Here is a 22,988-nt window from a genome sequence, read left to right as displayed (position 1 = left end):
GAGTTAGCGCGGCCGGGAAGCGAGTCGAGGACGGTCGATTCAATGGAACAGGACTTTCCCGTCGGATTTTGACCTTCCCAGCGGGACGGCTGCAAACCAGCGAGTGCGCGACTGGCCTGCAGCGGCTCCCTGTCACCGCGGATTGCCCGTCTCGCGGGTTACCAGCGGCGACAATGCGTCGAAGCGACCCTGTCGCTTTCCATGCCAGGCCGAAATTGCCTCGGCAAGATCTTGGGTGTCGAAGATCGCGCTCTGCAGCAAGGCCATATGACGCAGAGATTCGGACGTACTATGATCGCGCGCGAAGTTGATCGCAGTCTTGCACCCGGCAACGGCCAGCGGGGACTTCGACGCGATGGTTCGGGCCAGTTCCATCGCGTGTTGGAGCAGCGCCTCGGCATCGGGCAACACGGCATTCACCAGGCCCACTGCCAATGCACGCTCGGCGCTCAACCGCTCACTGGTGTAGGCCATCTGGCGGGCCATGCCGGCGGGAATGATTTTCGGCAGGCGCTGGAGCACACCGAGGTCAGCCGTCATGCCGATCTGAGTTTCCTGCAATGCGAAGAATGCATCGGTCGTGCAAATGCGAATGTCGCAGGCGACGGCGAGATCGAGGCCTCCGCCGATGCAGCCGCCCTGAATTGCGCAGATGACGGGAAACCTGACCTGATCGAGCGTATCGAAGCAATCCATCAGATTTCTCAATGCGTGCTGGAAGCCCAACCGGGCCCGTGGACTGCTGTTGTCAAACCCATCCATCGTGCCGGTGAACACGTCGAGCGCCATTCCGGCCGAAAAATGCTTTCCGGTGGAACTGATGACAAGGGCGCGAGTATCGCCCGTGCCATCGAGCGTCAGTACAGCGTCGCGCAACCCGGTGAAGAAGGCCTGGCCCATCGTATTGAAGCGGTCGGGACGGTTCAGCTGGAGATGTGCGATGCCGGATTCGTTGCTGATCTGAAAGTATTCGTTATGCACGGGTAACCTCGAGAAGTCTGGCTTAAGTCTGCGGCGATTTTCCCAGCCGGTCGCCAATGGACGACCGACGCGATTCGAGTTCCCTGAATCGCCGATAGCTTGCGCCGCCATTCCGCGGTCACTCCGACGAGCCTGATGCAGGAAACGGACTATGCGAGTCCATCCAGTCGTATAAGTCGCTATGGTGCGCCCATGCCCAATTCTTCGCCGGAGTGGCATTGATCAGCTCGACGACATTGTTCGAAGCCGAACCCACGTCGCTCGGATCATTCGTGCCGCTTCTGTGATCGATAATTTGGGAATTCGTACGGTCGTAATACATTGACAGTCTCCTTTTCAGCTTCACATACACAACTACCGGCGCCAACCGTACGAGACTAAAGACCTCTGTGGGGCTTCGAGTTCTGACGGCCGCCAGGGTGATCGGGGTACAGCGCGTTGGCAAGGCAGTTGCCTTCAATTTCACCGTGCTGGGCCCGGGTCATGGGTATTGTCGGCGCCCGCGGTGGGCGTCCAACGTCCGTGGCCTCGGTCGGGCACGCCCTCCCGATAATCGGCCTGCGGTGCTTCTTCCGCCCCCCGCCGCAATACGCAGGAAAAAAATCCGGCAAGCACGGTCTGCATCACCTGGTCGCTCACCATCTGCGGATCGCAGAGTCTGAAGAACTGCACTCCATCACACAAGCTCACTAAGCCGAGTGCGAGGGCATCCGCCTGCAGGGGCAATGATCTGCCGTCGCGCTCCGAAAATGCGCGGATGTACGCGCTGACCTGGTCGAGCTTTTCATGCCGCAAGGCGTTAAAGCATTCCTGAAAACCCGCGTCTCGATACGCGAGTAGTTTCGCTTCGACCCAAAGCAGAAAGAAGTCCTGATCACGAAAATATCGGCTGTCGTAAGCGATGGCGCACGCCGTCGTTCCAGCGGAAGTGCTGCCCTCTTCCATGATCGCTCGCAGATTGGCCTGCGCGCTGTCGTGGTCCCGGCGCAGCAACTCAAGCAGCAGTTCCGGCTTACCGTCGAAATTCGAGTAGAACGCGCCGCGCGTGTAGCCGGCCGCGGCAGCGATGTCCTCCACGCTTGTGGCGGCCAATCCCTTTTTGACGAACATCGTCCGCGCAGCCTCAAGTAGGTGCTCACGCGTCTGTTCTCCGCGCTGTGCATGTGTCATGCGTTCCCGCTTCATGGAACCCGTACTAATGAGATCACCATCGGTAGTGCCACCACATAGGCGCGCATGTCAGATGACGGGTTTCGCATTGGTTCTCTCGACACAGAATTTGACAGTGTCCCGGCCGACCCCGACCAATTCGTGCAACCCCCGCGTTGACTCTTCACTCACAATTACCGCTCCCGCAGCGAAGCGAACTCGGCGCGACAAACGTCGCTGAATCGACCGAGGATGTCCATCGAACCGTCGCCGAGCATTTCGCGCAGTTGCATAAATGTTTTTTCCGGCGCGTGATAGGTATCCACAATCTTTCGCCCAACCAAATCGGCCTCGTTCGCAACCTCAGTCGAGGATTGGACACGCATACGGCTTATCTTCGCGAACAGACTGACGAGAGCAGCAAGGTCCGGCTCATTGTGCTGAAGCGCGTGTACATAGCAATGCGAGGACTCCTCGATGAACTCCTTATAGAGTTCCTGCCGGCGGATGCGGTCGTGCGCAAGCCACTCAGCCTTGGCCTGCGTTCGTTGCGCGACAACGGATGTCAGGCCGGCGATCGCTGCACCGAACAGTGCCGCCATTGCTGATAGGCGCGTTGCATTCAAAGTGCTGCCTCGGCAAGCGTTATCAACCTACTCAATTTGATGAAGCCCGCCTTACTGCCTTCGTATTCGACGGTGAGAATATGCCGTCAGTCGACGACGCGCACGAGTTCACGTCGCGCGCCCACGGGAAGCTGCATCGGCACACGCCCCAACACCACGAGCCGCGCGGCTGCGCCCACGACATCGCCCTCCATCGTGACACCGGGCAGGCCACAATCGTGACATTAAACTCAACATTGATATTTATGTCAATATTAAAAGCACGAGAACGTAGCGGGCGACGCATCTTTCGAACGCGCAGAGGAAATCGAAGTGTGCGATGAGCCAGCTCGAACCGGCTATTCTTGAGCCGCGCAGGGACTCCGCGCTCGTCAACTTGCCGGAGCCTCCATGGGAAGCAAAATCGCGCGCCCCTTCTTGTGTTGGGCGGCGTGTTCGAACGCCAGCTTTGCATCGGAAAATGGCACCGACACGCCCACGGACAGCGTCAACGCGCCCTTCGTGAGGAATGGGTGCAGCATGTCGAGCGCGTTTGCTTCCGGTTGGAATATGATCCAGCGGTATTGTGCGCCCTTCGCGTCGGCCAGCGATTGCATACGCCGCCAGTCCTGGCGCGAGCGCCAAGCCCCCAATAGAAGACCGCAGCGGTCGATGTTGCTGAGGAGCGGATGAACGGTTGTGGCGTATCCCAGGGCTCCCTGCCGGAGCCGGCCGAGAAGGGCTGCCTCATCCTCCCAGGCGCCGAAATTCAGGCAGGCGTCGAAATAATCGGGCAGTTCGTCCAAGCGGCCGCGGGTCCTGTCCCATACTCTGGTCGCGCCGAGATTCCGGCAGAGGTCGATGTTTGCCTTGCTGCAGATGGCGGTGACTGAAGCTCCCCACGCCCCAAGGACCTGAAGCGCCAACTGGCCGAGGCCACCCGATGCACCGTGCACCAGCACGTTCCGCCCTTTTGCATTGCCTTCATTGATGCCAGCGCCGCGTAGCGCCAGCCAGAGCGTGGTAAAAGTATAGGGAAAAGCCGCCAATTCGTTGGAAGCGAGCCCGCCGACCATCGGCCGCACTAGGCGAGCGTTCACCGTCAGGTGCGTGGCATGCGCACCGCCCTTCTTACCTGTAGGCACCAACCCCATGACCCGGTCGCCCGGTAGCCACGGGCTGACACCGGCGCCCACTGAAACGATCTCTCCGGCAAAATCGTTGCCGAGGGACAGAGGAAACTTTCCTGCCCCTTTGAGGCTCAGGAGACGCCGGCCGTACCCCTTGGCGCGCTTAACGTCGATGGGATTGACCGACGTCGCCTCGACCCGGACCAGAACCTCGCCCTTGCCCGGTCGGGGCATCGCGGTTCTTCGTGTCTCCAGTGGGATAGGGTCCGCCGGTCTCAGGCAAAGCAGCTTCGTTGCGGTGCTCATGATCACGCGCCCCCCGCGCCGTTTGTCGACTGGGCCAGCCTGATCTCGCCCAGGTAAACGCTTTCGGCCAATTCGCAATTGCGCCAGGCGTTGCCGAGGGCATGACGAATTTCGACTCTGTAGATGCCGCTTTCCTTGGCCAGGCCACCGAACCGGAAATCGCCGAAGCCATCCGAGACGGTTTCGGCCACCTTCCGATTGCCGACGTACAGGGCAACGACCGCATCCGTGACGCACTCGACCACATCTCCCATCCGCGCGCTGACGCTTCCGCCGATGAAGCAGGTTTCCCAGCGCTCGAGGCCGCTGTACCACACGCGCGGCTTCGTGCCCAGGTTGGGCCGCAATACCTTGAGTCCCTCGCGCCGAGCCTTCTCGGCCATCGCCGCGTCATCGAGCCTGACCGTCTCGAAAACGTCGGTGGGACAGGACTGCTGGCAACGCGGCTGGCGCCAACCCTGATCGAGCAGATGGGCATCGAAGATCCAGGTCTGCGGCAGTTGCAGCTCTTCATTCCAGACGATCGCCTTGTACGGGCACGACTTCACGATGTCCTTCCGGCCCCGCGCCTTCTCGGGATCGATAATGACGATGCCGTCGGCCCGCTTGCGAATGGCGCTACCGCCCACACGCATGCACGGCGCTTCGTCACAATGGTTGCACATGACCGGCAGATACGTGGTCTCGACCATATGCGAGTCGCCCTGAACACGGCGCACGATGCGCACGGGGCTGTCGGCGTTAGCCGCGGCTGGCGCGGCATAACCGGGGAAGTCGTTGCCGACGTGCTCGTCCCGCGCGGCAATGACACAGTTCTGGCAGTTCTCGCAACGCCCGACTTTGATAACCAGATTCCACTTGCTCATTCCATGTTCCTCACGCTGCGCGACCGAGCATGAACGCCTCGGCGCCTCGCCACTTTTCGACCTGCACCAGGCAGGAATTCGGGCTCATGCTGCTGGTGCCGGCGGTTTGAGGCCGGTCGGGTGTGAGCACGTTCATGCAACCGCCGATCTCGACGCGCTCGCCGTCGATTTCGATTAGCTGAAATTCGGCGCTCGCCTCGTACGACTTGACCACTCCCGCGCTAACCAACGGCGAGACGTCGGCCGCGCAGATCACGGCTCCACGGTCGTTATGCACTTTGACGAGGTCGCGATGGGCAATGCCTCGGATGGCCGCGTCGGTCGGACTGAGCCTCAGTAGCCAGAAGCAGTGACCGCCTATCAGGGCGCGGTGGTCCTCGACGCTGTTGACCGAGGAATTCTTGCCGTCACAATGGGTATGGAAGCTGTAGCGGCTGTGCGTGGCGATCAACTGCAACGGATAGCGCCGGGCCAGGTCCGAGCGCAGGCCCTCCCAGGATGGGATATATCGGTTGAGCGGTGGCCGATCGGGATTGTCCGCAGTGTGCCGCTTCAGTAACTCCGGCACGAACTCGATCTTGCCGCTCGGCGTCTGCAGGCCCACGCCGAACTTTTCGGCGAACTGGGACGGCAGCGGATGAGGTTCTTGCAAGTCCTTTCGCCGGCCCTCCGCGAACCAACGCATGTCCACGGGATGGCGCAACTCTGGCTTTTCGGGCGGCACGACGAAATAGCCCTTGCGGCAGAACTCGCGCCACGAAATGTGATCAGGCAGATCCGAGGAGTCGAACACCCGCTTGACCCAGTCCAGCTCGCCGCATCCTTCAGTGAACACCCCGCCCAGGCCCAGCCGCGTCAGGATGGCAGTGAAAATGTCATAATCGGAGCGGGACTCGCCCAAAGGCTCGATGCACTTGTGCTGCAGCGTCAGCATCCGATGATTCACTGTGCCAAACCCATGGTGGGCGTAGCCACCAGAATTCGCCCATTCGCCGATATCCCAGCGCTCCAGCGGAGTGCACGCCGGTAGGATGATGTCGGCGAACGGAGCCTCGCCCTCCATCCAGATCGACTGGTTGACGACGAACTCGATGCTCGTGTGCCGATAGGCGTCGGCCCAGCGTCCGGAATTGGTCACGGTGCTGAAGGCGGACCCACCGTAGCGGTAAATCATATGGATCGGCGAATAGCCGGGCATGGGGTAGCTGAACGGCGCAAACTGGGCTTCCTGGGACATCCCGTCCCAGAGGTAGCCGGTGGCGTGCCCGTTGAGGATGGCATCGGGCAATTGCTGCCGCGGCACCATTTGCTTGACCGGATTCATGGTCAAGATGTGCGGCATGCGCTGATAGTTGTTCACCGCGTTGGCGGTCCACGCCAGGTCCCCGGAAATGCCGCCGTCCGCGTAGCCCGGAAAGTAGAATTGGAGATCGTGGGGGGCACCGACCTCGAGGCAGCCGAAATTGACTCCCGGCTTGCCCCAGCCCTGCATGGCCATCATCATGATCATGCAGCGCGCCCATTGCGCTCCAGTCGCCCCGCGGCCCGCGCCGCCAAATCCCGCGCCGGTCATCCCAACGGCCAAATGGACCTTCTTATTTCCCCATAGGCGCGCAAGCGCGCGAACGTCTTTGGCGGGCACGCCGGTCTCGCTTTCCTGCCACTCGGGAGTCTTGGGAATACTGTCGGATTCACCGAGAAGATACGCCCTCCACTCATCGAATCCTGTCGTGCGGGTGGCAACATAAGCCTTGTCGTACAGACCCTCCACCGCCCATACGTACATGATGGCGGTCGCCAAGGCGGCATCGGTTTGCGGTCGGATCGGAATCCAGCGCCCGCCCAGCAGCTGGGCGGTAGGGTTGCAGTGTGGGTCGATATGAACGAACTCAATGCCGAGTTCCTTGGCCCACAAACGTCGCGGCGTCCCCTCAAATCCCGCATAGGCCCCATTGGTGCTCTCGGGGTCGCAGGACCAGAAGACGATCATGTCGGCTTCCTTGAGACCATCCTCGACGCCGCCATAGCCGGAGGGCACACCGATGCGCATCGAGTTGCCGAAATGATGCATGGCGCCCCAGTACCAACCTTCCCAGCTGTCTGGATTCGCGGCGACGCGGGTGAAGCCAATCAGGTTAGCAAAGCGCGTCAGCGCGCTGAGGTAGTAGCCGACGTTGCCCCACTGGTGGTGGGACGACATTGGGAATGTGATCGAACCGGGACCGTGAACGCGCTTCTGTCGGTTAATCTCCTTGGCAACGATGTCCAGAGCCTCATCCCAGCTGATAGACACGTAGCCGGACTTGCCTCGGTTCTGGGGATTGCGTTCACCGTCGGGGTCGAAGTCGACCCGCTTCATGGGATGAAGGATTCGCTTGTCAGAGTAAACCAGCGACTTGAGCGTCAAGGCGTGAGGCGCGACCAATCCACGCCGTGGCGGACTGAAGCGGCGTCCGCGCGCCTCGATCACCCAACTTGGCGGATCAGTATTGTCCAGTTCGATGGGGGTCACGCGGACGATGCGGCCATCCTTGACGTAGACGAAGAGCGGTCCGCCATTGGTGCAGGTGGTGTAGCGGCGGGTGCCGTCACGCATGGGCGTGCCCATCGGCAGACCGACGGTCTTCATCATGCCCAGAGTTTGCATGAGCCAAACCAACAACTCGTCCTCGCCGTCGGTCACCACCTTGAAGTTCTTGGCGGCGTGGATGATTTCGCCCGGGTCCGGATTGGGCGAAAGAAACTTCAGGGCGGTGGCGACATCCTTAAAGGCCATGCGCACGTCGGGCCGCGAACGCTTGCCGGCGCGTGACCGAATGCGGCCATTCTTGATCTCGATGACGCGGCCGACGCTTTCATCCATGAGCCCAATCCAGGCGACGAGATCACGCTCCTTAAGGCGATCACGATAGGCGGGGAAGCGGCGTGCCGTCAGGCCAAGGATCTTTGGCAAGGCATAGAGAATGGTCTTCAGGACCTGTCGTTTCATCGTTCGATCCAAAATGAAGCTTTGGTGCGTAGACGGTGGTATCAGGGAATAACCGACCGTTTCTCCCGAGGTGGTGAGCAGCTCGGGAGAACGCGGGTTTTGCGGGGTTGCGGGTTAGAGTCCAGGGAAGGTCGGGTCGCTTTGGAGCAGCGTGGCTAAAACGTATAGCCAACGTTCAAGAAGACGCTAAGGGGATTGAGTCGAAGCGTCGATTTGGACACGATCTGCGTTCCCATTGCGGTCTGCCCGTATAGCGTAAGGTTTGTCTTCACCGGAATGTAGTTAAGAGAGGCACCGACAGACCAGTGTTTTGTAATCGCGTAATTTGCCCCAAGTTCAAATACCGGATTCCACGATGAACTGAGCGTCGCGTGTGCGGAACCGCCGGGACCAAAACTATCGGTAATAAACTGGCTGTTGGTCGCCCGGACCTGTGTGAACCACGTGTAGTTCACACCTAGTCCGATGAATGGACGGAATTTCGACTCGGCCGAAAACAGGTGGTATCGAAGGTCGAGGGCGGGCGGCATCGGCGTCGTTGAGCCGAGGGTGCCGTACTTCTGGAGCGTCCCATTGCCAACCAGATTTACTTTGAGTGGGAGTCCATAAAGCAGCGCGACACCGATTTTATCCGTGACGTAGTACTCCGTGGTAATCCCTATCGTATCCGTGGAGGTCGCGTGCGCCCCGCTACCGACCAGTTGTTGATTCACCGGCACGCCGCCAACAGTTTCCACCGTCAGCGGCGTTGCATCGCCCTGCGGCGCGACGTGGAGCCAACCTACTGATAGCGTCGCGCTTCCGGCCGACTGAGCATTTGCATTATCGGTAAATGCAGCCACGCAGATGGAAGCCACCACGGCAGCAGAGCTGACCGTTCTCCTATAGATCCTCATGTGTCTCGTCCTGTCTCTTGGTGTGAAAATTCTTATAAATCCGTGGGGATACCGTTCGAACCGGGCACTCACTCGTGCTCCGCGACTTGTAGCGGGTACCGCATGCCTCCAAGGCCCTGAACTCTAGTAAGCGTGCATGGCCGAGTGTTCTGCCTCGCCCGAGAACAGGCATCACGCACCGTCGCGGTGTCGAGAGAAAAAGAAACCAATCGGGCTTGTCGGCAGCGAAATCTCAATACGTACATAGCCCCCGATCCGCACATGCACGACCGAATCGGGCAACCCCAATCGGCCATGAACGAGCTGGCCCGAGCCATTTTTCGATCAGCAAACGCGAGGACCTTGTTAATGCAACACCCACTTCCTCTCGTTTAAATAATTTTGCACTACTAACTCTATGAAATTACATTTTGAATGCCGAGCGGGGACGCATAGGCGGTGATTAACCTTTAATCTAGGGGTGCAACGGAATGCGCCGGGTTGATGGAAATCGAAAATGCAAACGGAAATCGGCCGAGCACCGACGTCGCTAGTGCCACGAGCGCCGGGTCGGAAAATTCGACATGAAGTGCAATTCCACGCGACGTGTCTTCACTGACACTCACGGTTGCCCCCTCGACACCGGCCTCCGAGAGTGCCGAGCGTAGTGCGTCCACCGTTTCGCGCCGCTTCAGTTCCAGCTTGAAAATTTTGCCCACCCCGGTAAGCGGCATCACGTCGAGGATTTTGATCTGCTTAGGCAGCGCTGCACGCTCGCCAATCTCGCGTCGCACATACTCGATGAGTTCGTCTACAGTCGTGGTTGCACCCGGCTTGAGTTGGACATAAGCAATCGGCAACTCGCCAGCATGTGCATCGGGACGACCTACCGCCGCAGCAATCTGGACGGCGGGATGGCGATGAAGCGGTTCCTCTATTGCGGCGGGATCGATGTTGTGACCGCCGCGAATGATCAAGTCCTTCCTGCGGCCAGTCAGCCAGAAATACCCTTCAGCATCGCAACGCCCGAGGTCGCCGGTATTAAGCCAGCGCCTACCATCGCCAAGGTCCAGCCAGAGGCCCTTGTTCTGCTCTGGCTCGATATATCCGAGAAAGACGTTCGGGCCGGAAATAGCAAGCAGACCGACCTCGTCGGTCTCGCAATTCCGTACATATCGTCCGTCAGCGTCTACAATGATGGCTTTCATCTCCTGGCCAGGGATGCGAAGCCCAATCGATCCGAGCCTCCGCTCCCCCAACGGCGGATTGGCACTGCTCACGCAGGTCCCCTCGGTCAGGCCATAGCCCTCGAGAATCCGGATCCGCGTCGTTTCCTGAAAGGACCGGAAAACTTCGACCGGCATGGGAGCCGCACCGCACAGCCCATACTCCAGCGAACTCACATCGCGCTCGCCGACAGGAATATCGAGTAACCCCGCATAAAGCGTCGGGACACCGCTAAAGAAATTGATGCGGTAGTGCTCGACGATTTCCCAGAAATGTTTGACAACACCATCGCCTCGATAGCCTTGTGGCGTGCCGAGCACAACATGCGCGCCTTTGGAGAAAGGCAACAGACCCGTCGCCATCACGGCATTCACGTGAAAGAGTGGGAGTCCGCAGAAAAGCGTCTTGCCTGGCCCGATGCTTTCGCCGAAGAATTGACCCGTGCTCCAGGCGTTGGCCACTTCGTTGCCGTGACAGCGCATCGCGATTTTCGGCAGCCCGGTCGTCCCACCTGTACAGAAGTACGACGACACATCGTCGGCGAGGAAGTGCCGCTCACTACGGAGCGCTGTCCCAGACTCCTGCGCAATGGTAGTGCCGAAGTCGTGGATCTCGATGTGCGCTGGAACCGCGCTGCGCATCCCCCCCTTTCCGTGCAGCCTCAAGCACTCGCCACGTTGCAGCATCCGCGCTGCGAAACGTGCTGCCCCCGGGACGCGTTCGGCCAGATTCACGAGCACCACATGTTGCAAAGACGTGATCTTGTCGATGACTGCGTGCACCTTTTGCCAAATATCGGTTCCCGGAAACGGCGCGAGCGTCACCAGTACACTGGCCCCCGATGCGTTGAGCAACTCGGCAATCGCCCCGCCTTCGAGCAAAGGGTTAATCGCGCAGACGATGCCGGCCGCTTCCGCTCCCCAGATCACGAAATGCGTTTCTGGAAGATTCGGAAGAACATATGCAACTACGGAATCCCGGCGTACACCAAGGCGTGTGAACATGTTCGCGGTACGCGTAATATCACGTACCAGTTCGCCGTAGGTCCAACACTCCGCATCCCGATGAGCGTCCGCGGTCAGAAAAAACGAGAGCGCAGGCGCCGACGGATCGATAGCCGCGGCGCGACGGATCATCACGTATGTGCTGACCGGGAGGTCAGCCGGCAGCCCTTGCGCTTCGATCGCAAGAACGTCTTTCCGGGTCGCGATGCCTTTCATGCTGCCTCGTCTACGACAAGGTTGTGCTGGACACCGAGATTGATCGACCCGTCGACGCTCGTGATACGCGCCTCCACGAGGTCACCCGCCCGCAGATACTGCGGCCTTTGCGCCTGCATCTCTATGAAGAGCCGCCATTTTTCCGCTTCAGGCAACTGCGCCGCCGCGCGCATCTTTTCGGGTGACGGAATGCTCAGTGCGCAACCGGCGGGCGTGCCCGTTGCGATCAGATCCCCGGTGCGAAGATCGTGCACGCTGGAAAGCTCCGTCAAGGTCTCCGCCGGGCCGTAGACCAGATTTGCCGTCGAGTCCTTCTGGCGAACCTCGTCATTGACTGTCAAGGTGAGGTCGAGCGCCTTGAGCGTCGGGATATCGCGCTGCTCGAGCAAGCACAGGTAAGGGCCGACCGGCCCGAACGTGCGATAGCTCTTGCCCTTGTAGAACTGCATCTGGGGAATCTGGATGTCGCGAGCGGAGTAATCGTTGACGATCACCAGGCCGGCGATGTACTCGTGCAGGCCCTCTTCCGTGATGGTCCGTCCGGACGTGATGTCGCACTTCAGCACAAGGCCCAGTTCGATCTCGTAGTCGAGGAACTTCACATGCTTGGGCTTCACGAGCGGCGAGTCGGCGGAGACGATGCAACTTGTCGCCTTCGTGAAGATCATGTTGAACTTCTTCGCATCCGGGTCCATGCCCGACTCGATCATGTGCTGCCTGTAGTTCGCCCCTTGGCAAATGAATTGCTGATTGGCGGTGACGGGCGACAGCCATTCCACCTCGGATTCCGGAATCGTTGGACCGCTGAGCACGCTCAGCCTTTCGACCGGATTGGCTTCAACAAAATCGGCGGTCGTCTTGAAGTCGCCCGGGATCGGCGTAATGACACCCTTGCTGACCACACCCCATTGGGCGCGGCCTTGGTGCTTGTAATGCAGAACGTGCAGTGACATATGTGCGTCTCTCGTGTGTCAGGAAATCGGTTGGCCTTCAGGCAAAAATCTTGGCCAGCGTCAAAAGCTTTCTTACCGTCAAGTCAGGGCTACGGCGCAGGTTGCGAAACAGCGCCATCAAGCTGGACGGCGTGAACTTTGGCTTCGTAAAGGTGCGTGGCATCGTTGGCCCCCATTGGGCCATTGCTTCGCGGCTCACGTCGTGCGTGCCCGTCGGCTTGTCAGCCGTGAACAGGTCGCCGTCGCAGTAGTGCTCGTGTTTGTCGCCCCACGGGTCCTGCCAGTAATCGAAGACCTGGCTGCCAAGGATGTGCCGCCCGATTCCCCAAGCGTGCGTCCACCCTTTCTCGCGCAGAACGCGGTTCCCCATACCGAGCGCATCGGCGTCTACCAATTCATAGGCGCTGTGGCTATAAGTCGGCACGAACCCTTGGGCCAGTGCGAGTGTGTGGTGATCGGCGGGCCGATCACCACGATCGAGCCGCATGAAAGCAACGGCCGGCGAGCCGTCCGGAAGCACCTGCACATCGCTCGGGATGAACCCGAAATGCTGCGTGTACCATGCGCAAGTCTCCTGAAAGTCCGCCAATTCCAGTACGACATGTCCCAGCTTGATGACCTCCGGCGCACCCGTGGGTGGCCGCTGCGTCCCGTTGATGCGGACCGTCGCATCAACGGAGTTGAATCGCAACGGCGGACGATGCGGCAAGAACACGGCAGGCGTCTGTCCCGCTATGGCGTCGACGCGAAAGCCGGAGGGATCGGTGAGTCGCACGTAGTAGCCGCCGCCCGGCCAAGGGGACGGTTCCACCCCCGAAGCGCCAGAGATCCTTGCAAGCGCGTCCAGATCGGCTTTGCTGTCGAGCTGTAGTCCGAAACCGACGAACCGCGCCTTTGGCGCCTTGCGGACCACGTAACAGAAATGCGCGGCGCCTGTGCCCCGCAAAAGTAGTTGCGATTCATCCCATGAGACAGGTTGGAGTCCGAAGTCAGCGAGAAACTGCTCGGCTTTCTCGAGGTCCGGACGATCGAATATCAGGTAGGCCAGCGCCGACGCTTTGGTCGTGGGATTCGGATGACGGGCCGGCTGTACATTGGTCATTTTCATGGCGAGAAGAGGTCAGGCGATTCGAAGAGCGGTTTCGACTGCGGGCGTCGCCACGCTCACTGGGGTACCCAGCAACGCGAGACTCTCCCGCACGATCCGGGAAACATCAGTCACCGGTCCGTCGTGAACAATTGTCCTGTCGGGCCGGACGACTGCGGCCCATCCGACTGGCACGAGACCGGGCATGAATACGCCGTCGAGGTCCTCCCAGCTTTCCTGTCTAGCCGGGTGCAGCCGCTGTCCCCGATGGGCGATATGGACGACTGTGCCGCCCGCGCGAGCAAAGGCTGCCGCCGTGGCGGAGTCAAGCGACGCTCTCAAGTCGCGGCCGAAGCCAATCAGCGCAAGTCCTTGCCCGAGCGCCTCGTCGCTCAGGCACGTGCTGCCGTCGGGCGCTCTCACCCAGCCCTGCGGTAAGACAGCGCCGCGAACGAGCCGCGTGGCCGAGCGCCCCTTGACGAAGAGTCCGCGGCGGAATGCGTTCCTCGGCTTGATTTCGAGCTCCTCGAACTGCGCGCGCAACCGCGGCACCATCCGCGACAGACGCATCAACCCGTGAGTGATGAACGCGATGGCGGCATTGCGCGGCATCACGAGCTTTCCCATGAACTTCGCAAGGTCGATCATCGCCTTCGCATGAGGGCGCCGTTCCTCGTCGTAGGTTTCGAGAATCCGCGGCCCCGCGCGTCCCTGAATGACCCAGGCCAGCTTCCAGCAGAGATTGGCCGCATCCCGCAGTCCGGCGACCAACCCTTGTCCCACGAACGGGGGCGTGATGTGGGCAGCGTCGCCAGCCAGAAACACGCGGCCCTTGCTGAACGCATCGACGGTCCTGGCGTGAAAACGGTAGACGGCCTTGCGCTCGATGATCATGCCGTCGACGTCGCCCCATGGCGCGAGCAGCTCTCGGACGCGGGCGTCGGATTCCATTTCCTCGCGACGCTCGCCAGGGCGCAGCATGAACTCCCAGCGCTCCCGTCCGCCGGGCGCCACCATGTGGGGAATCGGTCGGCGATGATCGCAAATGAACTCGATATGATCGATGGGCCTCGGGACGTTGCGGGCATCGACGATGAGCCAGTCCTCAGCGAAGGTCTTGCCCTTGAATTCCTGCCCGATGAGCTGGCGAACGAGCGAGCTCGCACCGTCGGCACCGACAAGATAACGAGCCCGGACGGTATGAGTGCGCCCTCGCCCGACGTCCAGCGTGGCGAGCACGTGGTCGCGTTCCTCGGTGAAGGCGAGTAGTTCGGAGCCGAGGGCGATATGCGCGCAGTCATAGGTTTGTAGCCGCTCGCGCAGACACCGCTCGAGGTCGGGCTGATAGAACGTGACGAGCTTCGGATGGCCGTCCAGACTGCCAAGCGAATTCACCTTGCCGAACTGACCCAGGGTGGGCGACCACATGCGAACGTACGGTATGGCAACGGTATCGAAATCGCGCTCCGCTATGCCGGCAAGTTGCAGGATACGTAACGCTTCGTTGTCGAGCGCGATTGCGCGGGGCGCCATGAAAATCCCGGTGGCCTTGTCGACCACCATTACACGCACGCCGTGACGCGCCAGCAGCACGGCTATCACGGCCCCTACCGGACCGTATCCGACCACGAGGACGTCCACCGCCGACGGCAGCACACCCGTCCCTGACTGAACGGGCTCATTTAGCTCGACCGGCTCAGCTCCGGTTTGTGTTCCTGTCTCCACTCTGACTCCGTTCATCGCTTTGTTTATTCGTCCGGTCTCGATCGGCCGGGTTTTGTGACATTAGAGTCATCGCTGATGATTTTGTCAATATAGACAATAGAATCTATACTTGGGAAAAACCAGAGACCGGAACCGTCATGCCGAGCACCCCGAATCGCCAGACAAAAAAGCGCCCCATCCCGCAGGCGCCTGTCCCCCCCGCCGTGGAGGCCGATGAGCGCGAGCCGCGCGGCGCGCGCCGCAAGCGTGAGACGCGTGCCCGTCTCCTCGACGCCGCACTTCGACTGATGGCCGTAAAAGGCATGGAAGGCGTAGCCATCAACGAAATCACCGAAGCCGCCGACGTCGGCTTCGGTTCCTTCTACAACCACTTCGAATCCAAGGAGGCGATCTATTCCACGCTCGTCGATTCCGTGTTCGAGGAGTTCGCCGACTGGCTCGACCGCCTTACCGGCGACCTGGCGGACCCGGCCGAAGTCATCGCCGTCTCCACGCGTCACACCTTGATGCGTGCCCGGCGCGAGCCGGTGTGGGGACAGTTCCTGATACGGGAAGGGTTTTCGGTGCGAATGATGAGCCGCGGCCTGGGTCAGCGGCTACTGCGGGATATCGAACGGGGCATCGCCGCGAAACGTTTCGTCGTCGCCGACCCCTTCATTGCCTTCCTTTCGGTCGGCGGCATGGTGCTTGCCGCGATCGCCGCCGAGTTGAACTTCGTCGCCCCTGGCGCGCCGGCGGCAGACGCCCTGAAGAAATTCAGCTTCAGCGGAGAGCATTTCGCCGAGCGTGCTGCCGCAGGCCTCCTGCAAACGCTCGGGCTCAAGCGAGCCGAGGCCGAAAAGGTCGCCCACCGCCGCCTTCCGGTCGTCGAGTCGGAAGTCAATGTGGAGTGATGCGAGAAGCGCGGTTTGCGACTAGCGCATGCTCGTGAAAGCGCAACCGAGTCTCGCGCCGACGATCTCGATTCAACAGCGGCCTATCGCATGGATGTCGCCAATCAACTGGCGATCTAGTTCGTCAACTGTGTCTGCGTGGAAGATCAGCAGTTCGCGCAGGGCTGCTGAAAGCGTCTCGATAGGACGAAGTGTCGCCGGATAAAACGGCCACGCATGCAGCAGATAGATGAGTGGTGTGAGCTCGCGGCGCTCACACCACCGGTCGAAAAGCGCGATGCAAAGTTCATCGATTTGTCGGTGCAAATCGAAATCGACCTCAACACTGCTAGTGACTGTTTTGGCCTGAACGCAGGTTAGGTTGGTTGCCGTTTCGCGGCAGCGGGTTCTCTCCATTCTTTCTTCGATCCGATACGACTTCAGGGTTATGCAGTGACGTCTAGTGCGGCTGCGAACCGACATTGAGCGTCGAAATGAAATGCTCACGGACCGCGATGTATGTGGGGCTCCTCAGCCCGTCCGTCATCGCTGCGGCAAGCAGGGCCTAAGCTGCGGCCCGTGCGACCGCAACCCCTATCAATGCCGCCTCGACCCCGGTAAGCAGCGTAGGCAGCCGGCAACCTTCGCACAACAAGTGCGGCAAGCACCGGCTATCAGACATCACGCTCGAAATCGAGGATCCCAAGATGGCTTCATCAACGGGTCCTGGCAGATTGCAGCGGTCACGAATCAGGTGCAGCCTTACTTCCCAAATGAGCAGCGTGGCGAGCTTGCCAAATGCGCTGCGACTTGAGCCGCTCCGCCCCCTCACGCTGATGGACTCATTCTCTGGATGCCGTTCGCGGGTCAGCGACCGAGCCCGGCAATTCGCCCATGGCCTGGAACAGCGCTGCGGTATCGGTCATGCGCCGGCTCGCCGCGCGAACCACATCAAGCTGGGCATCCAGGTATTGCTGCGCGCTCACGTGTTCTGCCGTTAATGGCAAGGACCCCATGCGGCGACGCAACGCCGTATCGTCGAATGCCACACGCGCTGCGTCCGACGCCGTTTGGGTAGACGCGAGGGTTTGCGCGTCGTTATCCAGCGCCGCGAGCGTATCGGCGACGTTCTCGAACGCCGACAGCACCGTCGACTTGTATTGCAGGACCGCCGCATCGTAGTTGTCGATCGCCGCTCGGCGTTGCGTGAATAACGCTCCGCCATGGAAGATCGGCTGTGAGAGGCCCGCGCCGAGCGCCCACAGTCCGCCGGCCCCTGAAAGCAACATAGGCCAGCTAAAGCCGCCACGACCCATTGAAGCCGTCAGCGACAGGCTCGGGAAGAGTTGTGCCGTCGCCTCCCCTGCGTCGGCTGCCGCGGCCTTCACGGCGGCGTCGGCGGCCTGAATGTCAGGACGCGAACGCAGCAGATCAGACGGTACAGCGACAGGGACATGATCGGGCAACGACAGACTGTCGATGTCGGGAACGGTCGGGGCGTTATCGGGCGTGCGGCCCATCAGCACCGCCAGCCCATGGATCGCCGCCGCGCGCTGCTGGCGCAAGGCTGGAAGACTCGCCGCAATCGACGCCGCGTTTTGCGTCGAGGCAAGCGCCTGCGCTCGCGAAACCGATCCGAGCGTATAGCGTTGCTGATCGTCACGGGCTTGCTCGTTCGCCACGGCGACGAGCCGTTCGGTAAGCGCGACCTGAAGGTCGAGCGAACCCACGTCAATCGCCGAGCCGACGATATCGGCGGCGAGCGCGCGGCGTGCCGCTTCGAGCTCATATGCCTGCACGTTCACGCGTGCGGCGCCCGCCGCGTTTGCGTAGCGCGTCGCGCCGAACAGGTCGAACGTGTAATGCGCCTGGATCTGCCCGACGAACACGTTGTAGCGCACGCTGTCCGTTCCGGTCGGCGTGACGACAGGGTTGCGCTCGCGCGCGACCACTGCCTGTCCGTCGACGGAAGGCAGGGTCGAGGCGCCGATTTGCGCGCGAAGGTCCTCCTGTGCCGCGGCAAGGTGTTTCTGCGCAGCTGCAAGTGTCGGGCTGTCGCGCAAGCCTTCCTCGACGAGCGCGTCCAGAGCGTCGGAGCGGTAGAGGCGCCACCACTGCGGCACCAGCGCAGCTCCGACGTCGAACTGCTGCACAACGCCGCCCGCAGTGACGGTTTTAGACGGCTGCGCCTCGGCGCCATAGTGCGCGGGCGACGGCATCGCCGGCGCCGCACCACTGGGCCCGAACGTGCAGGCAGTCAATGCAAGCGTCGCGGCCACGGCGACGACAGATGTCTTACAGGCAAGGTTCATGATCAAATCTCCGTATGCTCAGCGACGACCTGTTGCAGCCGGGGCTCGCCGGGGCGGACTCTGAAGCACGTTGCATAGAGGGCCGGCAGGAAGAACAAGGTCAGCACCGTGGCAATCGTGATGCCGCCCATCAGCGCTGTCGCCATCGGCCCGAAGAAGCCAGACCGCAGCAGCGGAACCAGAGCGAGCACAGCGGCGGCGGCGGTCAGCATGATTGGCCTGAAGCGCCTCACAGTTGCACCGACGATTGCCTCGAAGCGCGAATGGCCCGCGGCGATGTCCTGATCGATCTGGTCAACCAGAATCACTGAGTTGCGCATGATGATGCCGAACATCGCTATCACCCCTAGCAGGGCAACGAAGCCGAAGGGCTTGTCGAACAGAAGCAGCGCGGGTACCACGCCAATCAGCCCGAGCGGAGCGGTCAGTACGACGATGAACGTCCGCGAAAAACTTTGTAGCTGAATCATGAGCAGTGTCACCACGGCGATGATCAAGATCGGCATCTCCGCATTGATCGAGGCCTGACCTTTCTCGCTTTCCTCGACCGAGCCGCCAATGTCGATGTGGTAGCCGACCGGTAACTTGGCGCGTACCGCAGCGAGCGAGTGATCGATGTCGCGCGCCACGTCGATGCCTTGTGCGCTGCCCCGAACGTCGGCTTGCACGGTGATCGTCGGCTGGCGGTCGCGCTCCCAGATCACGCCGTATTCGAGCGTGTCCCGGATGTGTCCGAGCGAGCCCAGCGGTACTGGTCCGTTCGGCGTCGGAATCGCGAGGCTCGTTAGCTTCGCGGGATCGACGCGTTCACTCTTCGGCGAACGCAATTCGACGTTGATCAACTTGTCGCGCTCACGGTATTGGGTAACCGTGTAGCCCGAGAGCGTCATGGCCAGGAAGTTCGATACGTCCTGTGACGTTACGCCGAGCTGACGCGCCCTGTCCTGGTCGATCTCGAACGAGACCGACCGCTCCGCCGGCTCGTCCCAGTCCAATTGCACGTTGCGCGTGCGAGCATCGGCGCGCGCCGTTTCGGTGACCTTATCTGCGATGCTACGCACGGTTGCAATGTCACCACCGCTCACACGGAACTTGATCGGAAAGCCCACGGGCGGACCGTTCTCGAGCCGCGCCACGCGCGTGCGCACACCGGGAAATTGCTTCTCGAGCGCGCCATCAAGCAAGTGCAAGAGCTTCTCGCGGGTTTCGAGGTCTTTGGCCGTGATCACGAACTGCGCGAAGTTGGGCTGCTGAAGCTGCTGATCGAGCGGCAAGTAAAAGCGGGGCGCGCCGGTACCGACGAAATCGACGAAGTGATCGATCTCCGGGCGACCGTTGAGCGAAGTTTCAAGGCGCTTCGCCTCACGCAGCGTCGCCTCGAATGAGGCGCCTTCCGGCAACCGCATGTCGATAATCAACTCCGGCCGTTCCGAGTTCGGAAAGAACTGCTGCGGAACGCGCGTGAAGGCCGCCATCGCGATTGCGAAGAGCACGGCAGTGACGCCTAGTACGGCCCAGCGGCGCTCGAGACACCACGTGATCCAGACCGACAGGCGACGGTAAAAGCCTGTGTCGTAGACATCGTGCTCGTGATGGTGTCCCGCGCTACCGTCCCGCTTTTGCTCGGGCAGCAGGTGATAACCGAGCACCGGCACCAGCACCACGGCTGCGAACCACGAAACGATCAGCGAAATTGCTGACACTTCGAAGATCGACCGCGTGTATTCGCCCGTGCTCGATTTGGCGAGCGCGATGGGCAGGAACCCCGACACCGTGACGAGGGTGCCGGTCAGCATCGGGAACGCAGTCCTCGTATAGGCGAAGGCGGCCGAGCGCATACGACTGTAACCCTGCTCGAGCTTCACGGCCATCATCTCAACGGCGATGATGGCATCGTCGACGAGAAGCCCCAGCGCGAGCACGAGCGTGCCGAGCGAGACTTTGTCCAGCCCGATACCGAACAGATGCATAGCGAGTGCCGTCACGGCCAGCACGATCGGAATTGTGATGACGACGACAAGCCCAGTGCGCAGACCGAGCGAAACAAGGCTCACGACAAGCACAATGGCTACCGCTTCGGCAACCGCCTCAACGAAATCGTCGACCGAATGCTTGACCGTGTGCGGCATGCTGGAGACTTGCACCAACTTGAGCCCTGCGGGCAACTGTGCTTGCAGTTCGGCACTTTTGGCGTCAAGCGCTTTGCCGAGGCGAACCACGTCGCCACCCTTTTGCATCGTCACGCCAATGCCCAGCACCGCTTGACCGTTGGCGCGCATCTGGGCGAGGGGCGGATCGTCATAGCCGCGCGTAATCTTCGCGATGTCGCCGAGCCGGAACGTGCGCTTGTTGACCGTAATCAGAACGTCGGCGAGTGCCTGCACGTCCTTGAACTCGCCACTCGGTCGCACGAACACTCGGTCGTCCGCCGTCGTAATCGTGCCGACCGGCGCAACTGCGTTTTGCGCGTCGATGGCCTGAGCAAGTTGCTGCGGCGTGATCGAGAGCCTCGTCAGCTGCGTATTCGATACTTCTACAAAAATGTGCTGGTCCGGATCGCCGAAGTAATCGACCTTGGCGACGCCGGGCACGCGCAGCAGTACCGTACGCAACTGATCGGCGTAGTCGTGCATTTGCGCGGGCTTAAAGCCATCGCCCTCCAGTGCGTAGATGTTGGTATAGACATCGCCGAACTCGTCGTTGTAGAACGGCCCGACCGTCCCCGGCGGCAACGTCGCCTTGATATCGCCGACCTTCTTACGCACCTGGTACCAGGTTTCGGGAACGTCCTTGACGGGCGCCGTGTCTTTCATCGCAAAGAAGATCATCGACTCGCCTGGACGCGAGTAGCTCTTGATGTTGTCGACGTACGGCGCAGCCTGCAACTGGCGGCCGATGCGGTCAGTGATCTGCTCCTGCACCTCGCGAGCGGTCGCGCCGGGCCAATAGGTTTGAATCACCATCGTCCGGAACGTGAACGGCGGGTCTTCGGACTGCGCAAGATGGGTGTAACCGATGACACCAAAGAGTGTCATGAGCCCGATCAAGTAAATTACGAGATGCTGATGGCGCAACGCCCACTCTGACAGATTGAAACGGCCTTCTCTCTTCGCTTCGGCGTCTGGCGAACTGAGCGGTGCATCGTCGCGCACTTTTTCACGGTCGACGCTGCTCATGATGCGAGATCCTCGGGATGCAGGGGGGGCACTACTTGCACATGTTGGCCAGCGCCGACCGCGTGCACGCCTTGCACCACAACGCGCTCGCCGTTGTGCAGGCCCGAGGAGATCGAGACAGTACGCTCATCGTATCGCTGGACGGTGACGGAGCGCAGCTCGAGTGTGTCGCCGCCCGAGCGCACCACCCAGACGGCGGGGTCCTCGCCGCGGTGAAAGAGCGCTGTCGCCGGCACCGTGTACGGATCGCTCGCCGGAGCATCGCCGACGGCGTCGAACGTGACATTCGCCGTCATGCCGAGGCGCACTTGCGGGCTCGGTGCAACGAGCGTGAGCTTCACGCGCCAAGTTCGACTTTCTGGGTCGGCCGCGCCCGATACCTCACGCACGCGCGCCTCGAAGGTCTTGCCGGGCAGCGCGGGCAGGCTCACGCGCGCGGTGCTGCCGATAGTCAGCGAGTTCAGCGTCCCCTCCGGTGCGTCGCAGACGATATCCACGTCACCGGTCCAGTCGAGGTGATAGACGGCCTGAGTGGCCTGTACGTTCTGGTCCGTGTCGGCATCTTCCGACGCGATTACGCCGTCATGATCCGCCGTAAGCGTTGCATAGCGCAGATGGTCCGTGGCAAACGCCATTTGGGCAAGCGCTGAATCGCGCTGCGCGAGGGCGGACGCATACGCGTTCTGTGACTGTTCCAGCTGAGCAGTGGCGATCAGGTTGGCCTTTGCCTGGGCCGTATCGCGATCGAGTTGCTGCTTCGCGTAGACCAGATTGTGCTCGGCTGCATCGAGCTGCGCGCGGGCGGTGGTCAGGTTGATGCGCAGATCGGTCTCGTCGAGCAAGGCGACGACCTGGCCTGCCTTCACGGTATCGCCAATTCTGACGCGTCGCTCAATTATCTTGCCGCCTACGCGGAACGAAAGGGGCGTGGAATACCGCGCCTGTACCTGAGCCGGCAACGACGCATTCGGCGCGACGCCATCGGGATGAACCACGAGCGCGACAACGGGCTTGGGTTCCGGCGCGACAATTTCGCGCTGGTGACACGCCGCAAGGAGAATTGCGCCACAAGCCACGATAAGGATCCGCATCCGCTGTGGCGGCTGCGCGATGGAAGACAAGATTTGGCGCGCGGGATTAGGCGCGCTTAGACCAGAAAGTTTCACGATGTTCCCAATGCAGGTGGTGGTCCAGAAATAGGTTCGCGACGCTTCCGCAAGGCTCGGTGTTACCGAGCACAGCTCGCACTTCGCGCAAACGCACAAGATTCTATTTTCCGTAGTAATCCTACGTTTTTATTTCATTAAGACATTTGGCAATCTTTCAGACTTCGTCGTCGCATGCTTTACCGCACGTCACCGCGTCCTCGCTGCCGCGCCGAAATGCGGCGTTGGCGAGGTTCAGCAACGACATTCGATCCACTGCCCCCCATGCTCACCGCTATCGGACTAACGTGCTTCGACTCGCAAAGGTCGAGTTGACTTCACTGAGCAGCACCCCGCCACGGCGGCAGCA

Annotated in this window: 16 protein-coding genes and 1 pseudogene; 1 reads left to right on the top strand and 16 read right to left on the bottom strand. The window is 61.1% G+C overall.

Features of this window, described 5'->3' with window-relative positions; genetic code table 11:
- Window positions 1-132: 132 nt before the first annotated feature.
- From J3489_RS04945 to J3489_RS04890, 12 genes and pseudogenes are all read right to left on the bottom strand, one after another.
- On the bottom strand, window positions 133-981 hold the full coding sequence (locus J3489_RS04945) for an enoyl-CoA hydratase-related protein (RefSeq protein WP_206996569.1): 849 nt from the start codon (window positions 979-981) through the stop codon (window positions 133-135).
- 118 nt (window positions 982-1,099) lie between these two features.
- Window positions 1,100-1,303 carry a hypothetical protein gene (locus J3489_RS04940; RefSeq protein ID WP_206996568.1) on the bottom strand — a complete coding sequence of 68 codons (204 nt, stop codon included), beginning with the start codon at window positions 1,301-1,303 and terminating at the stop codon, window positions 1,100-1,102.
- Window positions 1,304-1,566: 263 nt separating this feature from the next.
- Window positions 1,567-2,166 (bottom strand): annotated as a pseudogene (locus tag J3489_RS04935) (TetR/AcrR family transcriptional regulator); the annotation flags it as partial.
- 158 nt (window positions 2,167-2,324) lie between these two features.
- The gene (locus J3489_RS04930; RefSeq protein ID WP_206996566.1) at window positions 2,325-2,732 is read right to left on the bottom strand and encodes a hypothetical protein; all 408 of its coding nucleotides are present in this window, start codon (window positions 2,730-2,732) and stop codon (window positions 2,325-2,327) included.
- A gap of 395 nt (window positions 2,733-3,127) precedes the next feature.
- Window positions 3,128-4,171 carry an alcohol dehydrogenase catalytic domain-containing protein gene (locus J3489_RS04925; RefSeq protein ID WP_206996565.1) on the bottom strand — a complete coding sequence of 348 codons (1,044 nt, stop codon included), beginning with the start codon at window positions 4,169-4,171 and terminating at the stop codon, window positions 3,128-3,130.
- Between the two features lie 2 nt (window positions 4,172-4,173).
- Window positions 4,174-5,037: a 4Fe-4S dicluster domain-containing protein gene (locus J3489_RS04920; RefSeq protein WP_206996564.1), complete on the bottom strand. Its 864-nt coding sequence runs from the start codon at window positions 5,035-5,037 to the stop codon at window positions 4,174-4,176.
- Between the two features lie 10 nt (window positions 5,038-5,047).
- The gene (locus J3489_RS04915) at window positions 5,048-8,026 is read right to left on the bottom strand and encodes a molybdopterin-dependent oxidoreductase (protein ID WP_206996563.1); all 2,979 of its coding nucleotides are present in this window, start codon (window positions 8,024-8,026) and stop codon (window positions 5,048-5,050) included.
- Window positions 8,027-8,181: 155 nt separating this feature from the next.
- On the bottom strand, window positions 8,182-8,922 hold the full coding sequence (locus tag J3489_RS04910) for an OmpW/AlkL family protein (RefSeq protein ID WP_206996562.1): 741 nt from the start codon (window positions 8,920-8,922) through the stop codon (window positions 8,182-8,184).
- 449 nt (window positions 8,923-9,371) lie between these two features.
- Window positions 9,372-11,348, bottom strand: coding sequence for an acyl-CoA synthetase (locus J3489_RS04905; protein WP_206996561.1), 1,977 nt, complete (start codon window positions 11,346-11,348; stop codon window positions 9,372-9,374).
- On the bottom strand, window positions 11,345-12,301 hold the full coding sequence (locus tag J3489_RS04900; protein WP_206996560.1) for a fumarylacetoacetate hydrolase family protein: 957 nt from the start codon (window positions 12,299-12,301) through the stop codon (window positions 11,345-11,347). The genes J3489_RS04905 and J3489_RS04900 overlap by 4 nt, the downstream gene beginning before the upstream one ends.
- A gap of 37 nt (window positions 12,302-12,338) precedes the next feature.
- Window positions 12,339-13,409, bottom strand: coding sequence for a VOC family protein (locus tag J3489_RS04895; protein ID WP_206996559.1), 1,071 nt, complete (start codon window positions 13,407-13,409; stop codon window positions 12,339-12,341).
- Between the two features lie 12 nt (window positions 13,410-13,421).
- On the bottom strand, window positions 13,422-15,044 hold the full coding sequence (locus J3489_RS04890; protein ID WP_309491337.1) for a bifunctional 3-(3-hydroxy-phenyl)propionate/3-hydroxycinnamic acid hydroxylase: 1,623 nt from the start codon (window positions 15,042-15,044) through the stop codon (window positions 13,422-13,424).
- A 206-nt stretch (window positions 15,045-15,250) separates the two neighbouring features.
- Between J3489_RS04890 and J3489_RS04885 the strand changes: the two genes are divergently transcribed.
- Entirely contained in the window at window positions 15,251-16,006 is a 756-nt protein-coding gene (locus tag J3489_RS04885) for a TetR/AcrR family transcriptional regulator (protein ID WP_206996557.1), read from the top strand.
- Window positions 16,007-16,078: 72 nt separating this feature from the next.
- Here the strand turns inward: J3489_RS04885 and J3489_RS04880 are convergent, their stop codons facing one another.
- The 4 genes from J3489_RS04880 to J3489_RS04865 all read right to left on the bottom strand — a co-directional run bounded on the left by J3489_RS04880 (window position 16,079) and on the right by J3489_RS04865 (window position 22,564).
- Window positions 16,079-16,402: a hypothetical protein gene (locus J3489_RS04880; RefSeq protein ID WP_206996556.1), complete on the bottom strand. Its 324-nt coding sequence runs from the start codon at window positions 16,400-16,402 to the stop codon at window positions 16,079-16,081.
- Window positions 16,403-16,827: 425 nt separating this feature from the next.
- Entirely contained in the window at window positions 16,828-18,297 is a 1,470-nt protein-coding gene (locus J3489_RS04875; RefSeq protein ID WP_206996555.1) for an efflux transporter outer membrane subunit, read from the bottom strand.
- A 2-nt stretch (window positions 18,298-18,299) separates the two neighbouring features.
- Window positions 18,300-21,473: an efflux RND transporter permease subunit gene (locus J3489_RS04870; RefSeq protein WP_206996554.1), complete on the bottom strand. Its 3,174-nt coding sequence runs from the start codon at window positions 21,471-21,473 to the stop codon at window positions 18,300-18,302.
- A complete protein-coding gene (locus J3489_RS04865) occupies window positions 21,470-22,564 on the bottom strand; it encodes an efflux RND transporter periplasmic adaptor subunit (protein ID WP_206996553.1) in 1,095 nt (364 codons plus the stop codon). Before J3489_RS04865 ends, J3489_RS04870 begins: the two co-directional genes overlap by 4 nt.
- Window positions 22,565-22,988: the final 424 nt, after the last annotated feature.

The sequence above is a fragment of the Trinickia mobilis genome (assembly GCF_017315705.1).
GTDB classification, from domain to species: domain Bacteria; phylum Pseudomonadota; class Gammaproteobacteria; order Burkholderiales; family Burkholderiaceae; genus Trinickia_A; species Trinickia_A mobilis.
The sequence above is the reverse complement of the archived record's forward strand: the minus strand, read 5'-3'. Positions and strand labels throughout refer to the sequence as shown.